The organism is Chondromyces apiculatus DSM 436 (genome assembly GCF_000601485.1).
Lineage (GTDB): Bacteria > Myxococcota_A > Polyangia > Polyangiales > Polyangiaceae > Chondromyces > Chondromyces apiculatus.
Genome location: NZ_ASRX01000057.1, coordinates 17349 through 38366, shown reverse-complemented (window position 1 = coordinate 38366; position 21018 = coordinate 17349). Strand labels below are relative to the sequence as shown.

Genomic DNA, 21018 nt, shown 5'->3' with positions numbered 1-21018 from the left:
GGGGCCGGGGGCATTCCGAGTCCTCCGAATCCCTCCCTCCCTGGCGGACGGGGTCATTCTACCCGCCCCCCCTGCATGCGCCCCGCCCGCCCCGACAGGTGCTCCACGCGCGAAGGCTCCGGCCCCCACCCCCGGCCACGCCTCTGCCCGCACCACGTTCAGCATCCGGAGGGGGCACCACGGGTCGACACCGGCGACAGCGCCCCGGCATTCCCCGGCGTCAGCCTCAGCAGCGCCCGATCCTCGAACAGCCGCCGCTCCTCCGGGCGTCTTACCTCCCGGTCACGGCCCCTCAGAAGACGCAGATCGTCCTCGCCTCCACAGTCTTCCAGCCGCCCTGCCTCGGCGGTGTCACCCATGGGGCGCGCACAGCATGCACGCGACGGCGGGTGCGGCGGTGGCATCGTAAGGGGAAGAACACGGGGCTGAGCGCCTCGCCATGGTGAGGCGTGGTCCAGGAGGGTCGGCCGTGTCAGACAGGAGCTGCGCAGAGATCTTCGGCAGGGTCTTCAACATCCTCGCGGAGAAGCCGACCGAGGATCACAAGCAGGTCGCCCGGAAGGTGTGGGCTGAGTGCGAGGCCTGCGGGTTCACGCCCGACCAGATGTACGCCGACGACGCGCTGGCCACCCTGGGTCTGGCCCGCGTGGGCGAGGACCCGCGGCACCCCGAGCACGGCGACGTGTGGTTCTACGGACCCGAGCAGGTCGACCTGGTGTGAAGGCGGCCGGCGCCTGAGGCTGGCGACGCTGCCCTGTAGAAGCGCATCCCGAACGCGGCAGCGGCAGCGACGCCCGAGGTGCAGGAGCGTCCTCTCAAACCCGAGGGTGGCGGTGCCGCGCCTGTAGGAGCACATCCCGAACCTCAGGGGTCAAAGCGCCTCGCTTGTATAAGCGCATCCCGAACCTCACGGACGGCGTTCGCCGACGGTGCCGGCTGAGCCTGGAGCAGGGCATCCTCACCGCATGGATGGACAGCTTCGTGGAAGGTGCCTCTGTGGCGCGGTGACGTTCAAGGTGACGCGGGATCCTTCGAGCGTGCACTGGTGCCATTGCAGCATGTGCCGGCGGGCCACGGGGGCGGCGTCGGCGGTGCTGGTCTGGGTGTCGCGGTCGGGGGTGGACTGGGAGGGGGTGCCGGCGCGCTACAGGTCGTCGAACGTGGCGGAGCGGGGGTTCTGCGAGCGGTGCGGGACGCCGCTGTTCCTCGATTACGAGCGGTCTGCCGAGCTGGCGATGATGGTGGGCGCGTTCGACAACCCGCGCATGCTCAGGCCCACCCACCATTATGGCGTGGAATCGATGCTGCCCTGGGACGAGAGGCACGATGTGCTGCCGCGGCAGGAGACGGACCTCGGCGATCCGATGCTGCAGGGGCTGGTGCCGACGCCGCCACGCGCGCCTCGTTGAGTGCAGGCTGGGGCTGGTCCTGGTACGGACGTCGGTCGCTAGCCCGGCGGAGCAGCCTGCTGCTCCTGCGGCGGCGGCTGCTCGTGCTGCTCCGGCGCGGCCTCGCCTTCGTGATGCTCCTGCGGCGGCTGCTCCGGCTGGGGCTCCGGGGTGGGGATGCTCTCGGCCGGCACGTGCGAGGAGGCGGGAGGCGGGAAGAGGAGTTGCAGGGGGACGGCGACGCGGGCGGACCAGGAGTTGGCGTCGTGGGTCTGGCCGGCGAAGGCGAGGCGGTGCAGGTCGACGCCGCCGGTGTAGCCCTGCAGGAGGAGCGCGCGGAGCATGGAGCGGGTGTGGTGGAACCCGTCGCGCACGTTGGGGTCCTTCTCGGTGGTGCTCACGGAGGCGCCGGAGTCGAGGTAGAGGAAGGGGCGGATGGCGGGGCGCTCGGCGCTCTGGACCATGCGCACGAGCTGCCGCTTGGCCCACCAGAAGGAGCTGGAGAGGCAGGCGGCCTTGCCGAAGACGTCGGGGCGGGTCCAGGCGGCCCAGAAGGAGAAGAGGCCGCCCATGGAGGAGCCCATGAGGGCGGTGTTCTCGCGGTCGCCGCGGGTGCGGAAGCGCTCGTTGATGAGGGGGATGAGGTGGTCGACGATGGCGCGCAGGTAGGCCTCGCCGCCGCCGCCGCCGTGCTCGGGATCGGGGATGGGGCTGAGGCGCTCGATGCGGCGCTCGGAGGTGTCGATGGCGACGACGATGATCTCGTCGATGGCGTTCAGCTCGAAGAGATGGTCGAGGGTCTTTTCGAGGCTCCAGACGCCGTAAGGGTCCTGGGACGTGCTCCAGATGGCCTGGCCATCCTGCACGTAGAGGACGGGGTAACGCTTGTGCTCCTGCTCGCCGTAGCTCGGGGGCAGGAGCACGGTGAAGGAGAGCTTCTCATCACCGGCGAGGAACTCCTCCGCGGGGAGGAGCGTGGAGCCTTGCTTCTCGAAGCAGGGCTCGATGTGGACCAGCTCTCCGGCATGAACCATGTAGTTCCTGCCGCTGGCCCAGTCTTCTTCGTTGCGAACCAGCTTGAATTCGAGAAGGTCGCCCTCGGGGATCCGGAGCTCGAAGCGGTAACGATCGCCGTCCTGTGAGGTCGGCGGGGTGGTGTTCTCCCAGGAGAGCGGCTCGTGGTCGCCCCTGAGTCCAATCGTTCCTCGGTGGGCAGGGTAGGTGACTTCGATGACGGTGACACACGGTGTGTCGTGAGACATGGATGCTCCACCACGCAGGTACGGACTCGGAATCAGGGGACAGCCACCAGCAGCTCTTCTAGATGTCGCGCGTGCAGCGCGTGCAGCGCGCGCGTCACGTCACCGTGACGGGGCGCGGCTCGCGCGGGTCAGGCCCGCGAGCGTCGCGTGACCGCGTGGTAGATGGCGCAGAGGATCACGGCGCCGAGGAGGGACATGAAGAACCCTGCGGCCTCGCCCTCACGGTAGAAGCCCAGCGCGCGCCCCAGGAAGCCGCCCATGAAGGAGCCGGCGACGCCGAGGACGATGGAGATCACCCAGCCACCAGGCTCGCGGCCGGGGACGATGAGCCGCGCGAGAGCACCGACGATGAGACCGAACAGCAGGAACAGGAGAATGCTCATGACAAACCTCTTGGGATGAAAGGGACCAGTTGGTGTTCGCGAACTTCGCGACGTGACGGGCTGAGAGCAATGCAACGGACGGGCCGACCTGTAGTGGGCGGAAGGACCTCACCCAGCGGCCGCCTGGATGGCGTCCGACACGGTCGCTGTGCACGTTCGGCGAGGTGTCGCGGTCAGGAAGTGAGGCGGGGAGGATGAGGAAGTGAGGCGCGACGGAAACGTGTGCACGGCGCCGCCACAGAACCGCACGGAGGCGGCGTCTTCAGGCGCACCCCGACGCGAGAAGGACGCCGCCGGGGGGGCGTGCCCGCGCTGTGTAGCCTAATTGCTGAAGCGGAAGTGCATGACGTCGCCATCCTGGACGACGTACTCCTTGCCCTCGATGCGGAGCTTGCCGGCGTCGCGGGCGCCGGCCTCGCCCTTGAGGGTGAGGTAGTCGGCGCAGGCGATGGTCTCGGCGCGGATGAAGCCCTTCTCGAAGTCGGTGTGGATGACGCCAGCGGCCTGGGGGGCGCGGGTGCCCTCGACGATGGTCCAGGCGCGGGCTTCCTTGGGGCCGACGGTGAAGTAGGTGATCAGGCCGAGCAGGCGGTAGCCGGCGCGGATGACGCGGTTCAGGCCGGGCTCGGTGAGGCCCACGGCCTCCAGGTAGTCCTTCTGCTCCTCGGGGGGGAGGACGGCGATCTCGCTCTCGATCTTGGCGGAGACGACCACGGCCTGGGCGCCCTCGGCCCGGGCTCGCTCGAAGACGCGGGCGGAGAAGGCGTTGCCCTTGTCGGCCGCGGCCTCCTCCACGTTGCACACGTAGAGGACGGGCTTCGAGGTGAGCAGGCCGAGCATGCGGAAGGCGCGCTCTTCCTCGGGCTTGCGCACGACGAGGCGGGCAGGCTTGCCGTCGCGGAGGAGGGTGAGGGCGCGCTGCACGAGGTCGAGGGTCTCCTTGCCTTCCTTGTCGCCGCCGCGGACCTTCTTCTCCAGGGAGACGACGCGCTTCTCCAGGCTGTCGAGGTCGGCGATCATCAGCTCGGTCTCGATGGTCTCGATGTCGGCGATGGGGTCGATCTTGCCCTCGACGTGGACGATGTCGGTGTCCTCGAAGCAGCGGACGACGTGGGCGATGGCGTCGCACTCGCGGATGTTGGCGAGGAACTGGTTGCCGAGGCCCTCACCCTTGGAGGCGCCCCGGACGAGGCCGGCGATGTCCACGAAGGTGAGGCGGGTGGGGATGATCTGGGCCGAGCGGGCGATGCGGGCGAGGTCGGCGAGGCGCTCGTCGGGCACGGCGACGTCGCCCACGTTGGGCTCGATGGTGCAGAACGGGTAGTTCGCCGCCTGGGCCGCCGCCGTCTGCGTCAGCGCGTTGAAGAGGGTCGACTTGCCGACGTTCGGCAGGCCCACGATGCCGCATTGAATGCCCATGCTCGCTCGCTCCGACCACCGCCGCAGGGCCGCGCGGCTCGTGCGCGGGGGGCGAGTGGGGCGCCAGGAAAAGCAGCGTCTTCCTACCCTGTCAAGGGAAACCCCTGGACGTCACGGGGCGAGGCGGAGAGCAGGCGGAAGCACGGGGGCGAGGCGGCGGGAGGGCGCGGGGAAGCACAGCCGTGGAGGGGTGCGGGCGCGCTGCATGAGTGCGTCTCTCCGGGTGTGCATCAGGGGACACGTGGGGGTCACGCCCGGAGTCACCCCAGGGGTGGCACAGGACGCGCAAAGAGGTGTTCTGCGTGGTAGGAAATCGGGAGGGTGCTGTGCCACAAGGCAGCCTGAGGTTCAGGAAGATGCGCAGAACCAGGCGTGTCGACAGGGGCGGCGGTCAAGGTCCGCGTCGCTGCAGGAAGCGCTTGAGTGGCCCCGTGCGTGCGCCGATAGATGCCGCCACGTACGGCGCGCGCATGGCGAAGCTGCAGGCGGTGACGGCCCGGCTGGCGGCGGTCCTCGACGCGGAGGAGGTGGGCACGGTCCTGGCCCGGGAGGTGTGGCGCGCGCTCGAGCCCTCGATGTCCGTCGTCTACGTGGTCGACGAGGGGATGCAGGCGCTGCGGATGAGCGGCATCATCGGGCTCGACGCGGAGAACGCGCAGCGCTTCGCGATGGTGCCCTTCGAGATGCGGACCCCGGTGACGGAGGCGTACCGCGCCCGCGTGCCGGTGACGTTCCTGAGGGCCTCGGCGTACGTGGAGGCGTACCCGCACATCGAGGCGGGGATCCTGGCCTCGGGGTTCGAGACGTTCCTGGCGCTGCCGCTGTGCATCGAGGACCGGGCGCTCGGGGTGCTGGCGCTGTCGTGGAAGCGGCCGGAGGCGATCGACGTGGTGAGCGCGGAGATCGCGCGGATCGCGGCGCAGGCAGGGGCGATGGCCCTGCAGCGGGTGAAGCTCTTCGCGTCGGAGCGGGCGGCGCGGGCCCGGGCCGAGGCGGCGCGGGAGCGGCTCTCGGTGCTGGCGAAGGTGGGCGAGGTGCTGGCAGGGTCGCTCGACTACCAGCGGACCATCGGCGGGGTGGTGGACCTGTGCGTGCCGCGGCTCGCGGACTGGGCGGCCGTGGACATGCAGAACGAGGACGGCACGTTCAGCCGCCTGGGGGTGGCGCACGGCAACCCGGTCCGGCTGGCGCTCGCCCAAGAGCTGTGGGAGCGGCGGCCGCCGAGCATGGAGGATCCCATCGGGATCCCGGCGGTGATGCGGAGCGGCAAGGCAGAGGTGGTCTTCGAGATCACCGAGGCCACGCTGAAGACGTGGATCTCGGATCCGGAGCTGCGGGAGAGCTACGCGCGCTTCGGGTTCCGGTCGTCGATCTGCCTGCCGCTGCGGGTGCGGGGGCGCTCGGTCGGGGCGCTGACGCTGCTCATGGCGGAGTCGAACCGGCAGTTCGTGCAGGAGGACGTGAGCCTGGCGCAGGAGGTGGCGCGACGGGCGAGCCTGGCCATCGAGCGGTCGCACAGCTTCCGGGAGGCGCAGGAGCTGAGCCGGCACAAGGACGAGTTCCTGGCGACGGTGTCGCACGAGCTGCGCACGCCGCTCAACGCGATCGTGGGCTGGACCCGGATGCTGCTCGGGGGGCGGCTGCCGCCGGAGCGGGAGCGGCACGCGCTGGAGGTGATCGCGCGGAACGCGGACCTGCAGACGCAGCTCATCAGCGATCTGCTCGACGTGAGCCGGGCCATCTCGGGCAAGCTGCGGCTGGAGGTGGGGGTGGTGGAGATGCCGGCGGTGCTCTCGGCGGCGCTGGAGTCGGTGGGGCCCGCGGCGACGGCGCGCGGGGTGGAGCTCGCGCTGGAGGTCCTGCCGCTGGGGGAGGGGCCGCTGGGGGAGGGGCGGTTGCAGGTGGCGGGCGACGCGGGGCGGCTCCAGCAGGTGATGTGGAACCTGCTCACGAACGCGATCAAGTTCTCGCCGGTGGGGAGCAAGGTGACGACGCAGCTCCGCGCCGAGGAGGACTGGATCGAGGTGAAGGTTGTCGACCAGGGCGAGGGGATGCCGACCGCGTTCTTGCCGCACGTGTTCCAGCAGTTCCGGCAGGCCGACGCGACGCGGGCACGGAAGCACGGGGGCCTCGGGCTGGGGCTCGCCATCTGCCGGACGCTGGTGGAGCTGCACGGGGGGACCATCGGGGTGGCGAGCGAGGGGCAAGGCAAGGGGAGCACCTTCACCGTGCGGCTGCCCGTGGCCGGGAAGCGCGGGGACGCGCGTCCGGCGACGCCGGCGCTGCAGCCGAGCGCCCCGGCGCCCGACGCGACGCCGCCGAGCACGGCGCTGAACGGGGCGCGGGTGCTGGTGGTGGAGGACGAGCCCGACGCGCGGGAGCTCTTGGCGACGCTGTTCGAGCAGCACGGCGCGATCGTGCGCGCTGCGGGCAACGCGCGGGAGGCGTTCGAGGCGCTGCCGGCGTTCACGCCGACGCTGATCGTCTCCGATCTGGGGATGCCCGGCGAGGACGGGCTGTCGCTGATCCGGCGCATCCGGGCGCTGCCGCCGGAAGACGGGGGGTCGACGCCCGCGGTGGCGCTGACCGCGTTCGCGCGGGAGCACGAGCGCGGCGAGGCTCTGGCCGCCGGGTTCCAGTCCCACGTGTCGAAGCCCGTGGATCCCGAGAAGCTGGTGGCGCACCTCTGCCGGATGCTGCGGAGGGCTTGAGCCGGGTGGTCGCGTGAGGGTGAGGGGTCCTGCGCAGAGGCCCCTCGTCGAGGCTCACTGCGCGTGGGCGGTGGCGGAGAAGAGGACGCGCACCTTCGCGTCGGCGGTGGGGCCGATGGCGAGGGTGTAGTCGCCGGCGGGGAGGTTCACCTCGTAGCGGCTCAGGATCGTGGCACACACGTCGGAGCAGGGCTTCTCGGTGCAGTCGTCGGTGACGGTGAGGGTGGTGCTCGTCGAATCGACGACCTTGAGGTCGGTGGCCGTGGTCAGGAACACGACGTACTCGCCGCCCGCGTCCGCGGGGACGGTGAGGCCCATGAAGCCGCTGTAGACGCCCTGCATGTTCTGGAGGGTGACCTCGTAGGTGACGTGGCCGAGCTCCTCGACGGGCGCCGTGGCGGCGTCGGCGGACGCGGCGACCTGCACGCTGGCCTCGCCGAGGTGCTCGCAGGTGTGCACGTCGGGGTTCTCTTCCTCGTCCGTCGTCGAGGTGGTCGTGGTTGCCGTGTTGCCGTCGTCGCCGTCGTCGCCGCCGCAAGCGGCGAGTGCCAGGGAACCGAGGATCAGCAGCGCCATACGGTAGCTCATCGGGAAGTCTCCTCCAGGGTGGCGGGCGTCCGTGGCCCCGCCAGGCCGGCTCCCTCGTACCATGCAGGTGCGCTGGGCCGCAACGATGCGGCAGGCCGTGCGGCGCGGTGAACGTGCTGCTGCGCGCGTGGGCTCCCCTCCCCGTCTCCGGACGCGCCGGTGCTGGTATCCTCGCCGGCGATGCAGGACGAGCTGCGAGGCGCGGAGGCCACATGCCACATCGCCATCATCGGCGCCGGCTTCTCCGGGGTCGCGATGGCCATCCAGCTCAAGAAGGCCGGGATCCACGATTTCGTCGTGTTCGAGGCCGCGGACGAGGTGGGCGGCACCTGGCGTGACAATGTTTACCCGGGGTGTGCGTGCGACGTGCCGTCGCACCTGTACTCGTACTCCTTCGAGCCCAACGCGCACTGGTCGCGGGTCTACGGGGAGCAGGGGGAGATCTGGGCGTACCTGCGCCGCTGCGTCGAGAAGTACGGGCTCCGGCCGCACCTGCGCCTCGGGGCGAAGATCCGGCGCGCGGTCTTCGACGAGGCGAGCGGGACGTGGCAGCTCACCACGGCGCAGGGCGAGACCTGCCGCGCCAAGGTGGTCATCTCGGGGACGGGCCCGCTGGCGCGGCCGGTGGTGCCGGAGCTGCCGGGGCTCGAGCGGTTCGCGGGGCGCACGTTTCACTCTGCGCGGTGGGATCACGGCTACGACCTGCGCGGCAAGCGGGTGGCTGTGGTGGGTACCGGCGCGAGCGCGATCCAGTTCGTGCCGCAGATAGCAAAGGTGGTGGAGGTGCTCCACCTCTTCCAGCGGACGCCGCCCTGGGTGATGCCGAAGCTCGATCGCGCCTTCACGGAGCGGGAAAAGGCGCGGTTCGCGCGGTATCCGGCGCTCGACAAGGCGTACCGGGCGCTCGTCTACTGGGTGATGGAGCTGCGGGGGGCAGGCTTCGTGGTGGAGCCGAAGCTCCTCGCGCTCCTGGAGAAGCTCGCGGTGCAGCACGTGCGCGCGTCGGTGAAGGATCCCGAGCTGCGGCGAAAGGTGACGCCGAGCTACCGCATGGGGTGCAAGCGCATCCTCATCTCGAACGACTACTACCCCGCGCTCGGGCGCCCCAATGTGGAGCTGGTAACGCATGGCGTCCGGGAGGTGGAGGCGCACGCCATCGTCACCGAGGACGGGGAGCGGCGCCCGGTGGACGCCATCGTGTTCGGGACCGGCTTCGACGTCAGCGATTTCCTGGGGCAGATGGAGATCCGCGGGCTCGGCGGCAAGGGCCTGGACGAGGCGTGGCAGGAAGGGGCGGAGGCGTACCACGGGGTGGCGATCGCGGGGTTCCCGAACCTGTTCCTGCTCCTCGGGCCGAACTCGGGCCTGGGGCACAACTCGATGATCTTCATGATCGAGGCGCAGGTGCACTTCGTGCTGCAGTGCCTGAAGCTCCTGCGCGAGAAGGACGCGCGCTACCTCTCGGTGCGGCCGCCGGCGCAGCGCACGTACAACGACGGGCTGCAGGATCGCTCGAAGAACACGGTGTGGATGACGGGCTGCCGGAGCTGGTACCTGGACGAGCAGGGCCGGAACTTCTCGCTGTGGCCCGGGTTCACGGTGGAGTACTGGCTGCGGACCCGGAGGGTGCGGCCCTCTGACTTCGAGGCAGTGGCGTAGATCCGTGCGGCGCAGAGAAGAGCAGCCCGAGGAGGGATGGGGCGGGGGGCGCGCGGGGCGCGGCAGACGCGGCAGACGCGGCAGAGGCGAGGAGAGGTGCGTCGCGGTGGCGGTGGCGGGGGCGCTGCTGGCGATGGTGCTGGGGTGCGCGCCGGCATCGCCGCAGGCCGGGGCGGTGTCCGGGGGGCGTGAGGAGCAGGGCCGGGAGGCCGGGGCGACGCAGGAGGCACAGAGAGCGCAGAGGGCACAGGGAGCGCAGGGAGCGCAGGGAGCGCAGGGGGCACAGGGGGCGCAGGCTCTGGCGGCGACGTCTCGCGAGGGCGCAGGGGCGGCAGCACAGCCCGAGGTGAAGGCGCCACCGCCGCCGCCCTTCCGGTCGGATGAGACCTTCAGGCTCGCGATCCGCGGCGGAGAGGTGATCGATGGGTCCGGGGCGCCGCGGCGGCGCGCCGATGTGCTGGTGCGCGGCGAGCAGGTGGCGTTCGTGGGGGAGGTGGACGCGTCGGTGAAGGCCGAGCGGGTCCTCGATGCGGCGGGGGCGCTGGTGACGCCGGGGTTCATCGACGCGCACGCGCACGGCGATCCGCGGGGGGGGATGGACCAGGCGCTGGCGATGGGGGTGACCACGGTCGTCCTCGGGCAGGACGGGATGAGCCCCGGCAAGCGGATCGGGGCGTTCCTCGACGCGGTGGCGGCGGCGCGGCCGCGGGTGAACGTGGCGACGCTGGTGGGGCATGCGTCGGTGCGGGCCGAGGGAGGGGTGGGGTCGAAGCGGCTGGGGGCGGCGCGGTTCGACAGGATGGTGGCGCTCGTGGCGCGGGCGCTCGACGAGGGCGCGTTCGGGCTGAGCACGGGGCTCGAGTACGACGGGGGGCGGGGCGCGGACGCGGAGGAGCTTTCGGCGGTGGCGGGGCCGGTGGGGGCGCGGGGCGGGGTGGTGATGAGCCACCTGCGCAGCGAGGACGACGACCGGATCGAGGCGGCGCTCGACGAGCTGTTCGCGCAGTGCCAGCGGAGCGGGGCGCGGGCGCACGTGGCCCACCTGAAGGTGGTGTACGGCAAGGGCGCGGCGCGGGCGGAGGCGATCCTCGGCAAGCTCGCGGCGGCGCGCGCCGGGGGGCTCGAGGTGACGGCGGATCTGTATCCGTACACGGCGAGCTACACGTCGCTGGAGATCCTGTTCCCCGACTTCGCGCGGCCGCCGCACTCGTACGCGAGGGCCACGCGGGAGCGGCGCAAGGAGCTCGGCGACTTCCTGCGGGCGCGGGTGACGAAGCGGAACGGGCCGGAGGCGACGCTGTTCGGCACGGGGAAGTACGCGGGGAGGACGCTCGCGGCGGTGGCCAGCGCGCAGGGAGTGCCGTTCGAGGAGGTGCTCATGGATCTCGGGCCGCACGGGGCGGAGGCGGCGTACTTCGTGGTGGACGAGGCGCTCCTGGAGCGGCTGTTCGTGGATCCGTTCGTGATGATCAGCACCGACGGGGGGGCTGGCAGCGCGCACCCGCGGGCTTATGGGGCGTTCGCGCGGGCGCTCGGGGAGCTTGCGCACCGGAAGGGGCTGGTGTCGCTGGAGGAGGCGGTGCGGAAGATGGCGGCGCTGCCCGCGGAGGTGCTCCGGCTGGAGGGTCAGCGCGGGTGCCTGCGGGAAGGGTGCGCGGCCGACGTGCTGGTGTTCGCGCCGAACGAGGTGCGGGACCGCGCGGACTTCCGGTCACCGCGGAAGCTGTCCGAGGGCATGCGGTTCGTGGTCGTGAACGGCGCCGTGGCGCGCGAGGGGGGCCATGCGACCGGGGCGCGCGCGGGCAAGGCGCTGCGGAGCCCGGCGAGGGCTGGCACTGAGCGCGACACTCAGCGCGAGGTGCCTGGTGCGGGTGCCCTCCGGGCAGGGGATGGCACCTGACCTTGCTTCTCCTCGGCGGTGCGGGGAACGCCGCCGGGGGTGAAGGGCTGCAGGTCGGCCGCGTCCTCATGCTTGTCCTGGGGCTCGACCACGGCGGGTGCGACCTGGGCGCGCTTGTTGGCCGTCTGCTCGCTCCCCTCGATCTGACCGCCCTCAGCGTCGGTCTTCCCCATCTTGCCCGAGGCCCCCGCCGCGGCTTCGCGCGCGGCTTCCTTCTTGATCTCGCTCTGGCTCCGGTCATTCGGCATGGCTTTCCTCTCCTTCGGCTCGGCGCTCGGCGCTCGGCGCTCGCCGCTCGCCGCTCGCCGCTCGCCGCTCGGCGCTCGCCGCTTGGCGCTCGCCGCTCGGCGCCCGGCGTCCGGGGTGCGGCCCCGGCGCGCGACCTCGTCTCGCGGCGCGGCGTACGCTCTCCGGCGCTGACGCACAGGGTCTGCGCCCTCAGGTCATGGTGCCCTGGGAGGCAGCGTCAAGCAGGGCGCTCCTGACGGCGTGGAGAGTTGAGCACTCCGGGCTCGGCCGTGGGGTAGACTCCGCCCGCCATGAACCGACCTCCCAGAACACTGCTCTCTGCGCTGCTCGCACCGCTCTTCCTCGGCTGTGGTGGTGACCAGGGTCCGGCCGTGACGCCGGCCCAGCCGACGGCGATCTCGGCGACGGCGACGACCGCGCCGTCTGCCGCGCCGCCGAAGGCGTTGCCTTACCCGGAGACGGCGAAGCGGCCCGTGACGAACGAGTACCACGGGGTCAAGGTCGACGATCCCTACCAGTGGCTCGAAGCGCCGAAGGACCCGGAGGTGGAGCGCTGGATCGAGGCCCAGAACAAGGTCACGCGCGCCTACTTCGACGCGCTGCCGGCGCGCCGGGTGCTGCGGGATCGGGTCAAGGCCATCTTCGGCGCGATCACCGCGACCTGGTCGGGCCCGATGCAGCACGGCGGCAAGCTGTTCGTGTTCAAGTGGCAGCCGCCGCAGCAGCAGCCGGTCCTGGTCACCCAGAAGTCGGCGGACGACGTGGCCTCGGAGCGGGTCCTCGTGGATCCCAACGTGATCGACGCGACGGGGCGGACCACCATCGACTGGGCCGAGCCGTCGCCGGACGGCAAGAAGGTGGCCGTGTCGCTCTCGGTGGGCGGGACGGAGAACGGCACGGTGCACGTCTACGACACGGAGACCGGCAAGGAGACCGGCGACGTGGTGCCCTACGCGAACAGCGGCACGGCGGGCGGGAGCCTGAGCTGGGCGAGCGACAGCAAGGGGTTCCACTACACGCGCCACCCGCACGCGGGGGAGCGGAAGCCGGAGGACATGGGCTTCTTCCAGCAGGTCTACTTCCACAAGCTGGGCACCAAGGCGGCGGACGACACCTACGCCCTCGGCAAGGATTTCCCGCGCATCGCCGAGATCGAGCTGAAGACGAGCGAGAACGGCAAGTTCGTGCTGGCCAGCGTGCAGAACGGCGACGGCGGCGAGTTCTGGCACTACCTGCGCGACGCGAAGGGGACGTGGGCGCGCTTCGCGGACATCCCCGACAAGATCACGGAGGGCGACTTCGGGCCGGACGGGAAGCTCTACCTGATCTCCACGAAGGGGGCGCCGCGGGGCAAAGTGCTCCGGGTCGATCCGGCGAAGGTGGATCTGGCCAAGGCCGAGGTGCTCGTCCCCGAGAGCGAGGTGACCATCGAGAGCGTGACCCCCACGAAGACGAAGCTCTACGTGGTGGATCTCGCGGGAGGTCCCTCGCAGATCCGGGTGTTCGATCTGAAGGGCAAGCAGGAGGAGAACGTGCCCATCCTGCCGGTGTCGTCGACCTACAAACCGGCGGTCCTCGGGGGGGACGACCTGATCTTCTCGAACACGAGCTTCACCGAGCCCGGCGCGCTCTACGTGTACCGGGCGAAGGAGAAGAAGGTGACCAAGACGCCGCTCGCCTCGAAGGCGCCCGTCTCCTTCGACGACGCCGAGGTGGTGCGGGAGACGTGCACCTCGAAGGACGGGACCAAGGTGCCCATCAACATCGTCCGCAAGAAGGGGGCGAAGCTCGACGGCTCCGGCGCGGCGCTGCTCACGGGCTACGGGGGCTACGGTGTCAGCCAGAAGCCCGGGATGCGGCCCCTCGCGCGGCTCCTGCTCGATCGGGGCAGCGCGTACGCGGTGGCGAACCTGCGCGGCGGCGGGGAGTTCGGCGAGGCGTGGCACCTGGCCGGGAACCTGACCAGGAAGCAGAACGTGTTCGACGACTTCTATGCCTGCGCGAAGCACCTCGTGGACAGCGGCCACACCCGCCCGGAGCGGCTGGCGATCATGGGCGGCTCGAACGGGGGCCTGCTCATGGGCGCGGCGCTGACCCAGCACCCGGAGATGTACCGGGCGGTGGTCTCGATGGTGGGCATCTACGACATGCTGCGGGTGGAGCTGTCGCCGAACGGGGCGTTCAACGTCACCGAGTTCGGCTCGGTGAAGGATCCGGCGCAGTTCAAGGCGCTCCTCGCGTACTCGCCGCTGCACAACGTGAAGGACGGGGTGAAGTATCCGTCGGTGCTCTTCACGACGGGCGCGGACGATCCGCGCGTGGAGGCGTGGCAGTCGCGCAAGATGGTGGCGCGGCTCCAGGCGGCGACGAGCGGCGGGCCGGTGATGCTGCGGGCCTCGTCGGGTGGGCACGGCGGGGGCACGCCGTTCGACGAGCAGATCGAGCAGGTGTCGGACGTGTACAGCTTCCTCTTCCGCGAGCTGGGGATCGAGGATCAGGAGAGCAGCAAGCAATGAAGGCCGTGCTCTGCAAGGCGCTCGGCGGCCCCGAGCAGCTCGTGGTCGAGGAGGTCCCGGGCCTCACGGCGGGCGCGGGCGAGGTGCTGATCGAGGTGCACGCGGCCGCGGTGAACTTCCCGGACCTGCTGATCACCCAGGGGAAGTACCAGTTCAAGCCGCCGCTGCCGTTCTCGCCAGGGGGCGAGGTGGCCGGCGTGGTGCGCGCGGTCGGGTCGGGGGTGACGGCCGTGAAGCCGGGAGACCGGGTGATCGGGTCGGCGGTGTGGGGAGGCTACGCCGAGGAGCTGGTGGTGGACGCGAGCCGGGTGACGCTGGTGCCGGAGGGCGTGGACCTGGCGACGGCGTCGGCGTTCCTGACGGTCTACGGCACCTCGTACCACGCGCTGGTGGACCGGGCGGCGCTCCGGCCGGGCGAGACGCTGGCGGTGCTCGGCGCGGCGGGCGGGGTGGGGCTCGCGGCGGTGCAGCTCGGCAAGGCGCTCGGCGCGCGGGTCATCGCCTGCGCCTCGGCCGACGACAAGCTCGCGGTCTGCCGGGAGCACGGGGCCGACGAGGTGGTGAACTACGCCCGCGAGGACCTGAAGGAGCGGCTGAAGCAGCTCACCGGGGGCGAGGGCGTCGACGTGATCTACGATCCGGTCGGCGGCGCGTACGCGGAGGCTGCCCTGCGGGGGATCGCCTGGAAGGGGCGCCTGCTCGTGGTGGGGTTCGCGTCGGGGGAGATCCCGCGCATCCCCTTGAACCTCACCCTGCTCAAGGGCTGCCAGATCGTGGGCGTCTTCTGGGGCGCGTTCACCGCGCGCGAGCCGGAGCGTTACCGAGAGGGGCTCACGGAGCTGCTCCAGTGGCTCGCCGCGGGGCGGATCCGGCCGGTGGTGTCGGAGACCTTCCCGCTCGAACGGGCCGCGGACGCGCTGCGCGCCATCGAGGCCCGCACCGTCAAAGGCAAGGTCGTCCTGGTCACGAGCCACCACGGCTGACGCGACCGCGGGGCGTCTGCGCAGACGCCCTCCCCCCCACCCGAAGCTCACCTCACCCCGCCCAGGGCCCCCGGCATGTCGGCCGGCGGTGCCCCCTCCGGACACCCTTCGTCATCCTGTGACGCGCGACGCGGACTTCCTGAGGCGCGCCGAGGCGCTCGAACGGTCGGCGGTTCATCCGTGATGGTGGACACTGCTCCGTCATCGACGACATTTCGCTGTTGCTTTGTCCGCGATGATCATCAGATATTCCGTCAAAGCGGATGATAGCGATGCGGAGCGCCGGGCGAGGCGTGCCATTGGCGGACGGGTCCGCCGCTGCATTGCCCGTGGGCCTCGGTCTTTCTTCGCACGTGGAGACGTAGAGAGGACATCCTGCATGGTGGATCGATCACGCACACCGGGGCGCCTCGGCGCCGCGGCGCTCGCGGCTGTCGCGGCGCTCGCAGCGGTGGAGAGGGCGCATGCGGCGGATTGCGCGACGCTGCCCAGCCCCATCTACGGCATCGGCGGCAGCGCGCCCCGGCCGCTGCTCGCGCGGCTCGGTCAGGCGCTCTCGCAGGCGACGCCGCCGGAGACCTTCATTTACCAGGCGCCGGGCGCGTGCCACGGCCCCAATTACATCATCGCCGGGACGAAGCTCACCGGCACCGCGAGCTACTGGGACGCGACGGGCGCGGAGCAGACCTGCGATCTGCCGCTGACCGGCGCCGACGTGGACGTGGGTATCGGCAATACCTTCGCCGAGAACTGTCCGGGCATCGACGCTTTGCCGGCCACGGTGGGTGATTTCCTGGGGCCGGTGAATCCCTTCGTGTTCATCGTCCCCAATGCGTCGAGCCAGACCACGATCAGCGCGGCAGCGGCGTACTTCGTGTACGGGTTCGGGGAGACGGGCCAGGCGGAGCCCTGGATCGACGAGTCGCAGATCATCAAGCGCGACCCGAACTCGGCCGCGGCCATCATCATTGCGCTGGCCATTGGCGTGCCGGTGGAGCGGCTGAAGGGGGTCGACGCCCTGACCAACCCGAACAGCGTGCTGCTCGTGTCCGGCTCGCCCGCGCCCGAGCGGGCCATCGGCTTCGTGTCGGGCGAGGTCGCCGAGGCCAACGCCTCGGTGATCAACGTGCTCGCGTACCAGCACGAGGACCAGACCTGCGGGTACTGGCCGAGCTCCACCGAGACGAGCTTCGACAAGCGAAACGTGCGCGACGGGCATTACCCGCTCTGGGGAGCGCTCCACTTCTTCACGAGGACGAACGGGAGCGGCGCGCCCACGAACCCCGCGGCGGCGAGGCTGATCGGGTACTTCACGGGGACGCTGGAGGCGCCCGCGGGGGTGGACGTCCCCGCGATCACCATCGCGGCCGGCTCGATCCCCGCCTGCGCGATGCGGGTGCAGCGCGACCGCGACATGGGGCCGCTCGCGTCATTCGCGCCCGAGGAGCCGTGCAGTTGCTACTTCGAGGCCGTGGCGACCGGCTCGACCTCCTGCGAGACGTGCGCGACGAACGCCGAATGTCCGGCGAGCGCCCCTTCCTGCCGGCGCGGCTACTGCGAGGAGTACTGAGATGAGCATGCGATTGCTGCGCAGGGACCTGGTCGCCGCGCTCGTCACCGGCCTGCTCGGAGCCACGGCGTCCGTGGGCGCCTGCTCGTCGACGGAGAATCAGCAGCCGCCGGTCTTCAACGCGACGACCAGTGGCCCGGGGACCGGCGGCGGCGCTGGCGGAGAGGGTGGTGCGGGCGGCGGCGGCGGCGTGGATCCGGCCTGCCTGGGTCCCGACGGTTGCTATCAATGCGCGCCCTCGTCGGACACGCAGTTCCACAATGCGTGCACCGACGCGCAATGCGCGCCGTTCGACAATGCGGCGCGGCTCCCGCTCTACAACGGCGGCGAGCTGCCCCCCCTGCCCTGACGCCCCGCGCTCCGCAGGACCTGTGAAGAGGCTTCACTCCATCGCTCTGATTGCGGCTGCGATCCCGCTCCTGTCGGCCACGGCGCTGGCGCAGAACGCGCCGCCTCCGGACGACGCGGACGTCGAGATCCCCGCCGAACCGGCGCCTCCCCCGCCGGTTTCTCCCCGGCCGGCGCCTCCCTCGTCGGCCGCTCCGGAGGCCAGGCCCGCGCCGCCCGCGCAAGCCGCGCCGCCCGCGCAAGCCGCGCCGCCCACGCAAGCCGCGCCGCTCCCACCCTCTGCGCCGCCCACGCAAGCCGCGCAAGCTGCTCCAGCGGCGAAGACAGAGGTCGAGGTGCTGCGGGAAGAGCTGCGGGCGACGCAGCGAAGGCTCGAAGCGCTGGAAACGCGCGCCGTGGAGACCCCGCGGACCACGGCGCAGGCCGCGCAGGTCCCTGGAAAGGCCACGCAGGTCCCTGGAAAGGCCGAGGAGCCCGTGGTGCGGCCCTTCCTCGAACGCCTGCTCGTGCCAGGTGCCTTCCGGCTCTCGGCGTACGTGCAGGCGCAGTACGAGAGCCACCAGGACTCCGAGGACCAGGTGCTGCAGGGCGGCGCGCTCCTCAACCAGGACCGCTTCCTGGTGCGCCGCGGTCGCCTCCGGCTCGATGCGGCCTGGCAGTACACGGAGCTCGGCCTGGAGCTCGACGGGAGCACCACGCGCGGGCCCATCTTCGGCGTCCGGCGGGCCGAGGCCTCGCTGCTGCTGCGGGAGGAGGGGTGGGACGGCAAGCCGCGGCTGCGCGGGGTGCGGGGCGAGGCCGTGCCGCGGGCCATGCTCACCTTCGGGCTGTCGGAGATCCCGTTCGGCTTCGAGCTGGTCGACTCGGCCCGGGAGCGCGTGTTCATGGAGCGGTCGACGGCGTCGCTGGCCTTCTTCCCCGGCGAGCCCGACGTGGGCGTGCGCCTCGCAGGCGGGCTCGGGTTCTTCCGGTACGCGCTCGCGGTCCTCAACGGGGAGCCCGTCGACGATCGGCCGTCGAGCCCGGCCCGCGACCCCAACGGCGCCAAGGATCTGGTGGCGCGGCTCGGGGCCGATGCGCGTGCGACGGAGGCGCTCCGGGTGAGCGGCGGGGTGTCGGCGCTCCACGGCACGGGCTTCCACGCCGGGCAGGACGCGACGAAGGGCGCCGTGCAGTGGCGCGACCTCAACGAGAACTCCGCCGTGGATCCTGGAGAGGTCACCGCGCTCCCGGGCTCGGCGGCCACGCCCTCGCAGAACTTCACGCGCTGGGCGGTGGGGCTCGACGCCCAGATCCGGCTGCGCACCCCGATCGGGGAAGCGATGCTCTACGGCGAGGCCGGGATCGCCCAGAACCTGGACCGCGGGCTGTTCGTCGCCGATCCGATCGCGTCGGGCGTCGAGGTGCGCCACTTCTTCTATTACGGGGCGTTCGTCCAGGAGATCACCCGCTTCGGGCTCGCCGGGTTCCGCGTCGACCACTACAACCCGAACGCCGATTTCCTCGACCCGCGCGGCGGCAAGCTGGTGCCGACCGCGCAGGGGATCACCACCCTGTCGCCCGTGGCCGGGCTGGTGCTGCCGGGGCGGGCCAGGCTGCTGTTCCAGTACGACGCCATCCTCGACGCGCTGACGCGGGATGCCCGCGGGGTCCCGGCCGATCTGAAGAACGACCGCTGGACGCTGCGGCTGCAGGTGGAGCTATGAGCCGCGCCGCGCGAGGGGAGCTGCGGGGTGGGGTGGGAGCGTCGGCCCTCGCCGTCATGCTCGGTGCGCTGCGTGCGCTCACTGCGCTGCTCGCGCTCACCACGCTCACCGCGCTCACCGCGCTTACCGTCGGCTGCACCGGCGAGCCGGCGCTGAGCGGCCTGGAGGAGCCGTTCCGGGTGCCCGCGGGGACCTTCCGGGAAGGGGACCTGCCCGGGTCGCCGCCCGTCGCCGCGGGCGAGGCCACGACGTCGCCCAGGGTCACCGTGGTGGAGAGCGTGAACAACGTCCTCCGGCCCGGTCAGGTGGGCAAGTCGCTGCACGGCAGGACCACCACCGACGCCGTGGCGGTGGCGCTGCGGTTCGCTGACCTCGGCACGGGCCACTGGGTGGTGCCGGTGGGCGGCCCCGATCCGCAGGCGGGCGGAGAGCTGACCTGGACGCTGGCCCTCGACGTGGCGCACGACGCCCCGCCCGGGCTGCACCCGCTCCGGGTGGCGGCGCTCGACGAGGCCGGGAACGCGGGCACGCAGGCCGAGATCACCACCTGCGTCACCGGCGTGGTGCCCGACAACCTCAACGCCTGCGATCCGACGATCGCGCCGCCGCGCGCGGTGCTCTCGCTCGCCTGGACCAACGACGCCGACCTGGATCTCGTGCTCGTGACGCCCTCGGGCAAGATCGTCAGCCCCAAGCAGCCCACGACCGCGCCGCCGGGTGAGAACGGAACGTCGCCGGACCTCGCGACCGACGGGGTGTTCGATCTGGACGCCAACGCCGGGTGCGTCCGTGCCTCCACGACCCGCGAGAACATCGTCTGGCAAGGGCCGCCCGAGCATGGGCCCTACCTCGTGTACGTGAACCTCCATGCGGCGTGCGGTGAGCCGGCGGCGACCTTCACGGTGAGCCTCCACCTCCCCACGGCGCGGGAGGGTGGCGGGGAAGTGCTCGCCGAGGCGCTGCACGTGCCGGGACAGGTGCTCGCGCTGCACGCCAACGGCGGCGCGGAGATCGGCCTCTACGTGACCGCGTTCGCGTTCCAGTGATGCAGAAGGAAGGGACCTCGCCGTGATTGTCGATCGCCTGCTCCGCGTCGCCCTCGTGGGCAGCACCTGGGTGCTCTACCTCCTCATCGGCCTCAGCGTCGTGTCGTTCACGGCGATGCTGGAGCGCTGGCTGTTCTTCAGGCGCCACCGCGACGACATCGGCAAGCTCCGGGCCCGGCTCGCCGGGGCGCTGCGCGAGGATGACCTCCCCACCGCGGAGGCGGCGCTCGCGGCGAGCCCGTCGATCGAGGCGCGGGTGGTGCGGGCGGCGCTCTCCTGGCGGCACGGCGGGGCGGAGGCGGTGTCCGACGTGGTGGACAGCGAGCTCGCCGAGGCGAGGAAAGACCTGGAGCGGGGAGTGAACCTGCTCGGTACCCTCGGCAACAACGCGCCCTTCGTGGGGCTGCTCGGCACGGTGCTCGGCGTCATCGAGGCGTTCCGGCAGCTCGGCGACACCGGGAACAAGGACGCGATGGGGAACGTGATGAGCGGGATCGCCGAGGCCCTGATCGCCACGGGCGTGGGCCTCTTCGTCGCCCTCCCGGCCGTCATTGCCTACAACGTGATCCAGAAGAAGATCGGCGACATCGAGGCCGGCGTGAGCAGCCTGAGCAAGCTCCTGACCGCCTCGCTCAAGGCGCGCGTCACGGGCGGCGCCGGGTTCGCAGTGAGTGTGGGCAGCGTGGGCAGCACGGGCAGCGTGGGCAGCACGGGCAGCACGGGCAGCGTGGATGAAGCCAGCGGAAGCGGGCAGCCTCCGAGCCAGGCGCCTGCGCGCCTCACCAACGGCAAGTCCACGGTCGAGGCCGAGGCGTAGAAGCCTCGCGGAAAGGGTCGGGCGCCATGGCAGGAAGCACCCAGCAGGGACGCGGCAGGGGCGGCATCGTCGGCATCAACGTCACCCCGATGGTGGACGTGGTGCTCGTGCTCCTGGTGATCATGATGGTCTCGGCGACCTACATCGTGTCGCAGAGCCTCAAGGTGGAGCTGCCGAAGACGGCGAGCAGCGACGAGGCGGTGACCACGGTCGCGGCGGTGACCATCACCAGGGACCAGAAGCTCTACTTCAACAGCGAGCCCGTCACCGAGGAGCAGCTCGTGCAGAAGCTCCGGGCCGCCAAGGGCAGCGGGGCCGAGGTGAACCTGGTGGTCAGCGCCGACGAGGCGGCGCCGCACGGGCGGGTGGTCCACGTCATCGACCTGGCCAAGGTCGAGGGCATCAGCAAGTTCGCCATCAACGTGGAGCGCTCGCTCTAGGGTGTGGGGCGTGAGGGGCGTGAGGGGCGTGAG

At 71.4% G+C, this 21018-nt stretch carries 19 protein-coding genes; 13 read left to right on the top strand and 6 right to left on the bottom strand.

Annotated elements, in window-relative coordinates; genetic code table 11:
- Positions 1-158 precede the first annotated feature (158 nt).
- Positions 159-359: a hypothetical protein gene (locus CAP_RS51130; protein WP_156041280.1), complete on the bottom strand. Its 201-nt coding sequence runs from the start codon at positions 357-359 to the stop codon at positions 159-161.
- Between the two features lie 110 nt (positions 360-469).
- Here CAP_RS51130 and CAP_RS30325 point away from each other — a divergent pair, with 110 nt between their 5' ends.
- Both CAP_RS30325 and CAP_RS30320 read left to right on the top strand, forming a co-directional pair.
- Positions 470-721 (top strand): hypothetical protein, encoded by a 252-nt coding sequence (locus tag CAP_RS30325; protein ID WP_044247219.1) that lies wholly within the window; start codon positions 470-472, stop codon positions 719-721.
- 244 nt (positions 722-965) lie between these two features.
- Positions 966-1409, top strand: a complete 444-nt coding sequence (locus CAP_RS30320) for a GFA family protein (protein ID WP_044247217.1) — start codon at positions 966-968, stop codon at positions 1407-1409.
- A 38-nt stretch (positions 1410-1447) separates the two neighbouring features.
- On the opposite strand, the gene CAP_RS45860 is transcribed toward CAP_RS30320, so the two are convergent.
- From CAP_RS45860 to ychF, 3 genes are all read right to left on the bottom strand, one after another.
- A complete protein-coding gene (locus CAP_RS45860) occupies positions 1448-2650 on the bottom strand; it encodes an alpha/beta hydrolase (protein ID WP_052376348.1) in 1203 nt (400 codons plus the stop codon).
- A 128-nt stretch (positions 2651-2778) separates the two neighbouring features.
- Complete coding sequence (locus tag CAP_RS30310; protein ID WP_044247215.1) at positions 2779-3033, bottom strand: GlsB/YeaQ/YmgE family stress response membrane protein; 255 nt, start codon at positions 3031-3033, stop codon at positions 2779-2781.
- A gap of 321 nt (positions 3034-3354) precedes the next feature.
- Complete coding sequence (gene ychF, locus CAP_RS30305) at positions 3355-4452, bottom strand: redox-regulated ATPase YchF (protein ID WP_044247214.1); 1098 nt, start codon at positions 4450-4452, stop codon at positions 3355-3357.
- Positions 4453-4883: 431 nt separating this feature from the next.
- Here ychF and CAP_RS30300 point away from each other — a divergent pair, with 431 nt between their 5' ends.
- Positions 4884-7163, top strand: a complete 2280-nt coding sequence (locus CAP_RS30300; RefSeq protein ID WP_231511767.1) for a hybrid sensor histidine kinase/response regulator — start codon at positions 4884-4886, stop codon at positions 7161-7163.
- A 54-nt stretch (positions 7164-7217) separates the two neighbouring features.
- Here the strand turns inward: CAP_RS30300 and CAP_RS30295 are convergent, their stop codons facing one another.
- Positions 7218-7751: a hypothetical protein gene (locus tag CAP_RS30295; RefSeq protein WP_156041279.1), complete on the bottom strand. Its 534-nt coding sequence runs from the start codon at positions 7749-7751 to the stop codon at positions 7218-7220.
- 159 nt (positions 7752-7910) lie between these two features.
- On the opposite strand from CAP_RS30295, the gene CAP_RS30290 reads away from it, so the two are divergent.
- Together CAP_RS30290 and CAP_RS30285 are read left to right on the top strand one after the other, a co-directional pair.
- Positions 7911-9410: a flavin-containing monooxygenase gene (locus CAP_RS30290; protein ID WP_231511766.1), complete on the top strand. Its 1500-nt coding sequence runs from the start codon at positions 7911-7913 to the stop codon at positions 9408-9410.
- Positions 9411-9516: 106 nt separating this feature from the next.
- On the top strand, positions 9517-11310 hold the full coding sequence (locus CAP_RS30285; RefSeq protein ID WP_052376346.1) for an N-acyl-D-amino-acid deacylase family protein: 1794 nt from the start codon (positions 9517-9519) through the stop codon (positions 11308-11310).
- Here the strand turns inward: CAP_RS30285 and CAP_RS30280 are convergent.
- Positions 11259-11558, bottom strand: coding sequence for a hypothetical protein (locus CAP_RS30280; RefSeq protein WP_044247208.1), 300 nt, complete (start codon positions 11556-11558; stop codon positions 11259-11261). The two genes, CAP_RS30285 and CAP_RS30280, sit on opposite strands and share 52 nt — an antisense overlap.
- Before the next feature lie 291 nt (positions 11559-11849).
- Between CAP_RS30280 and CAP_RS30275 the strand changes: the two genes are divergently transcribed.
- From CAP_RS30275 to CAP_RS30240, 8 genes are all read left to right on the top strand, one after another.
- Complete coding sequence (locus CAP_RS30275; RefSeq protein ID WP_081865415.1) at positions 11850-14075, top strand: prolyl oligopeptidase family serine peptidase; 2226 nt, start codon at positions 11850-11852, stop codon at positions 14073-14075.
- Positions 14072-15058, top strand: a complete 987-nt coding sequence (locus tag CAP_RS30270) for an NADPH:quinone oxidoreductase family protein (RefSeq protein WP_044247206.1) — start codon at positions 14072-14074, stop codon at positions 15056-15058. Before CAP_RS30275 ends, CAP_RS30270 begins: the two co-directional genes overlap by 4 nt.
- A gap of 379 nt (positions 15059-15437) precedes the next feature.
- Positions 15438-16628, top strand: a complete 1191-nt coding sequence (locus CAP_RS30265) for a hypothetical protein (RefSeq protein ID WP_044247205.1) — start codon at positions 15438-15440, stop codon at positions 16626-16628.
- A 1-nt stretch (position 16629) separates the two neighbouring features.
- Complete coding sequence (locus CAP_RS30260; RefSeq protein WP_044247203.1) at positions 16630-16977, top strand: hypothetical protein; 348 nt, start codon at positions 16630-16632, stop codon at positions 16975-16977.
- Between the two features lie 22 nt (positions 16978-16999).
- Positions 17000-18682 carry a putative porin gene (locus CAP_RS30255; protein WP_044247202.1) on the top strand — a complete coding sequence of 561 codons (1683 nt, stop codon included), beginning with the start codon at positions 17000-17002 and terminating at the stop codon, positions 18680-18682.
- Positions 18679-19728, top strand: coding sequence for a hypothetical protein (locus CAP_RS30250; RefSeq protein WP_044247200.1), 1050 nt, complete (start codon positions 18679-18681; stop codon positions 19726-19728). The genes CAP_RS30255 and CAP_RS30250 overlap by 4 nt, the downstream gene beginning before the upstream one ends.
- Before the next feature lie 22 nt (positions 19729-19750).
- The gene (locus CAP_RS30245) at positions 19751-20545 is read left to right on the top strand and encodes a MotA/TolQ/ExbB proton channel family protein (protein ID WP_052376345.1); all 795 of its coding nucleotides are present in this window, start codon (positions 19751-19753) and stop codon (positions 20543-20545) included.
- Positions 20546-20571: 26 nt separating this feature from the next.
- Complete coding sequence (locus CAP_RS30240; RefSeq protein WP_044247198.1) at positions 20572-20985, top strand: ExbD/TolR family protein; 414 nt, start codon at positions 20572-20574, stop codon at positions 20983-20985.
- Positions 20986-21018: the final 33 nt, after the last annotated feature.

Bases quoted from the DNA above. Each gene is read 5' to 3' on its own strand.
- CAP_RS30280 (WP_044247208.1), bottom strand. From the start codon at position 11,558: ATGCCGAATGACCGGAGCCAGAGCGAGATCAAGAAGGAAGCCGCGCGC.
- CAP_RS30295 (WP_156041279.1), bottom strand. From the start codon at position 7,751: ATGAGCTACCGTATGGCGCTGCTGATCCTCGGTTCCCTGGCACTCGCC.
- CAP_RS45860 (WP_052376348.1), bottom strand. From the start codon at position 2,650: ATGTCTCACGACACACCGTGTGTCACCGTCATCGAAGTCACCTACCCT.
- CAP_RS51130 (WP_156041280.1), bottom strand. From the start codon at position 359: ATGGGTGACACCGCCGAGGCAGGGCGGCTGGAAGACTGTGGAGGCGAG.
- CAP_RS30270 (WP_044247206.1), top strand. From the start codon at position 14,072: ATGAAGGCCGTGCTCTGCAAGGCGCTCGGCGGCCCCGAGCAGCTCGTG.
- CAP_RS30265 (WP_044247205.1), top strand. From the start codon at position 15,438: ATGGTGGATCGATCACGCACACCGGGGCGCCTCGGCGCCGCGGCGCTC.
- CAP_RS30275 (WP_081865415.1), top strand. From the start codon at position 11,850: ATGAACCGACCTCCCAGAACACTGCTCTCTGCGCTGCTCGCACCGCTC.
- CAP_RS30310 (WP_044247215.1), bottom strand. From the start codon at position 3,033: ATGAGCATTCTCCTGTTCCTGCTGTTCGGTCTCATCGTCGGTGCTCTC.
- CAP_RS30320 (WP_044247217.1), top strand. From the start codon at position 966: ATGGATGGACAGCTTCGTGGAAGGTGCCTCTGTGGCGCGGTGACGTTC.
- CAP_RS30250 (WP_044247200.1), top strand. From the start codon at position 18,679: ATGAGCCGCGCCGCGCGAGGGGAGCTGCGGGGTGGGGTGGGAGCGTCG.
- CAP_RS30240 (WP_044247198.1), top strand. From the start codon at position 20,572: ATGGCAGGAAGCACCCAGCAGGGACGCGGCAGGGGCGGCATCGTCGGC.
- ychF (WP_044247214.1), bottom strand. From the start codon at position 4,452: ATGGGCATTCAATGCGGCATCGTGGGCCTGCCGAACGTCGGCAAGTCG.
- CAP_RS30260 (WP_044247203.1), top strand. From the start codon at position 16,630: ATGAGCATGCGATTGCTGCGCAGGGACCTGGTCGCCGCGCTCGTCACC.